Consider the following 2,896-nt stretch of genomic DNA (forward strand, 5'->3'; position numbering starts at 1 on the left):
TTGGGAGTAATGAATTTATAGCTGCTTTCATACTTCTTTGTGTTCTATTTTTAAGAATAGCCAGGTAGTCAAAGTCTATGAAATCTAATAAATAGCAAAAAAAATGTATAATTTATTGCAAGATTATGCGATGTGTTTGCATAAAACAATTGCTTAGTGCATAAAAATGCCATCTTCAATTCTATGAAAGAGCTTTAAAATATACGAACGGAGCAGTCGTTGGTTTAAAAGGAACGGCATTTTGGTTTTAAAGGAAACACCAGTTCCTTTAAAACCAAGATAAATATGGGCACTTTGAAAGAACTTTTTCTCTATTTGATTTAATTTTTCGCTTGATTCTGAAATGACAATATGATTCTATATATTGTTATTTATATTAAAACGCCTGTATTTTAAACGATTTAATAACCATATAATTATTAATAACGTTTATTTAAATCAAGCCGTTGAATACAAATCAAGAATAAAGGTTTTATTTCTAATTCTTATATAGTTTAGTGTAATATATTACATTATAGGCACATTAAATATGCATTTTTTTAAGAATGTGCTGATTTTACTGATTTCATGTTTTCTATTATTTATAAAATGCGACATTACAAGATATGATTAACCATATGGTTAATCATATCTTGTAATGATATTAGACACAATGAGATTTTTCTATAATTCATCATATTATCGTATACTCATTTATTTTATGCCTATGCAATAAACACAAAAAGTAGCGTTGTGCATACAATTTGCATGCACCATTCAAATTTACATTTTATTATCGAAATTAGTCAGTAGTCGAGCATTTCTAATCCTCTCTTCCTTTTCAAAACATGCTAAATAATTCTCAGTAACAGTTAAATTAGAGTGACCAAGACTTTCTGAAATATAAGACGTTTTGGCTCCACCACGTTTTAGTACTGTCGCAAATGAATGTCTTGCTGTATAAGTAGTCAGTTGAGCAATACCTGTACCTTGGGCTATTTTTTTTAATTTTCTATTACATTTAGTAACGATACGACGCACTAATTTGATCTTTTCAAAAGCATCTTCATTCCCTTTGGCATATTTAAAAATATAGGTTTGTGGGCTTATATTAGGGTTTCCCCACTTATGAATGATATCCCACATCTCAGGAGTTATAGTAGCACGTATTTCTTTACTATGTTTAGTAGTCCTGGATGTTTTAGAACGTATAAAACAGATTTCTCCATCTACAATATTTGAGTACTGGAGAAATAACAGATCCATAAAATTAATTCCATTACATAAATAAGAGAAGAACCATAAATCACGAAATTCCTCTAATTCATTGGTAGAATCCTGGAAAGACATGACTCTTTTTATCTCAGGAAGAGTGAGAGCCAGCTTTCGACCATGTCCTTCTGGTATTTCATATTTATTCTTTCCAAAAGGAAATGATGATTCTTTCAGTATTCCATCTCGTACTGCACGGTTTAATATGCACTTTAAGGTTCGAAAATAAATACTCACACTTGAATAGCTCTTACCGTTAGAAATCCAAAACCGCTCACAGTGCTTCAGCCACTCCACAGTAATTCTGTCTAATGGAATATTGGTACCACCAAAACATTCTAAACTCTTCAAAGCACTTCGATAATTTAAATATGTACTTGCCTGCTCATTATCCTCTAATTCCTTCATCTTTAATTCGAAAGCTGTACGCAGATTGATTTCTTTCGTATGCCTTCCAAGTCTGATACTCAATATTTCAAAACTAAATTCTCCTTTTTGGATAAGTTCGCTAACTTGTTGTTTTATAATAGAAAAACTACTTTCGATATCAGTCCTTACCTCCATTAATAACTGACTTTTTGCCTTTAACAATCTATCCCAGTCTTCTTTTGACAATTCTTTCCCCGTAGAATAATATTTCTGCTTTCTCCTAAATACGACTTGAACTTTAACTGGAAATAATCCATTAATTTTAGCCCTTCTGGTGTCTAATATGGTCAATACAGAAACTCCATCTTTTGAATATTTGAACATAAAATGATTCTTTATATCTATCTGTTATTTGAATATATGCAAATTGCATGCAAATGTAATAAATTGAATAGTTTTTCAGAACTACTTAATGCTCTATTTATCAAATGATTATGTATTTATTTTTCAAAAAAATGCTTAGTCTAACCATTTTTTACGAAAAAAAATCTTATTTTCGTTTAGTATGGTTGCAGTATCAAATGTATTACTGATGAATAAGCGCTTATGAAAAATCATTTTTAGTGTAACCTTTAAATTTATAAATATGAGAAACAGAGATACATAGATCCTTTGTATGAGTGGCGGTTATATTTATTACCCGCACATGTTTGTTAACTACCTAAAAACTATTTCTAATTAAAAAGAATAAGATGAAAGAAATTATAAAACACAAGTTTCCATACTTGTTATTTTTCCTTTTATTGTTTTCGAGTTTTGCCTCAGCTTATGGGCAGGAACGAATGATTACCCTTAATCTATCGAAGGTACCTCTAAATACTGCATTGAAAGAGATAGAGAAACAAACTTCAATGTCAGTAGTATACAACACAAATGACGTCGATATTAATCGTGTCATATCTATTAAAGTTTCTAAAGAGTCGCTGACTAACGTTATGGGTCAGCTGTTTAAAGGAACAAATATCAGTTATTCAATAGTCGATAAGCATATTGTACTTTCTACTAAGAAAGAAGTAGAACAACAGAAAAAAACACCAATCGTTGCAACGGGAACAGTAACAGATGCACAAGGTGAACCTTTAATTGGAGTTAGCATTCTGGTGAAAGGAACAGCTACTGGTGCGATTACTGATATGGATGGAAATTTCAAAATACAAGCTGCCAAAGGTGATGTGTTAGAAATCTCCTATATCGGTTATGCCTCCCAATCAATCAC

The 2,896-nt window shown here is 30.9% G+C and carries 2 protein-coding genes; one reads left to right on the plus strand and one right to left on the minus strand.

What is annotated here, in order from left to right:
* Positions 1-762: 762 nt before the first annotated feature.
* The gene (locus tag DW640_RS06850; RefSeq protein ID WP_011107591.1) at positions 763-2,004 is read right to left on the minus strand and encodes a site-specific integrase; all 1,242 of its coding nucleotides are present in this window, start codon (positions 2,002-2,004) and stop codon (positions 763-765) included.
* A 368-nt stretch (positions 2,005-2,372) separates the two neighbouring features.
* Here DW640_RS06850 and DW640_RS06855 point away from each other — a divergent pair.
* Positions 2,373-2,896, plus strand: a 524-nt coding sequence (locus DW640_RS06855) for an STN domain-containing protein (RefSeq protein ID WP_199610258.1), incomplete at its 3' end; no start/stop codon positions are given.

This window comes from Bacteroides sp. AM23-12, from assembly GCF_003434395.1.
Classification (GTDB): Bacteria; Bacteroidota; Bacteroidia; order Bacteroidales; family Bacteroidaceae; genus Bacteroides; species Bacteroides thetaiotaomicron.

What these genes read in the sequence shown, in the direction of transcription:
- DW640_RS06850 (WP_011107591.1), bottom strand. Translation starts at nt 2,004, where the DNA reads ATGTTCAAATATTCAAAAGATGGAGTTTCTGTATTGACCATATTAGAC.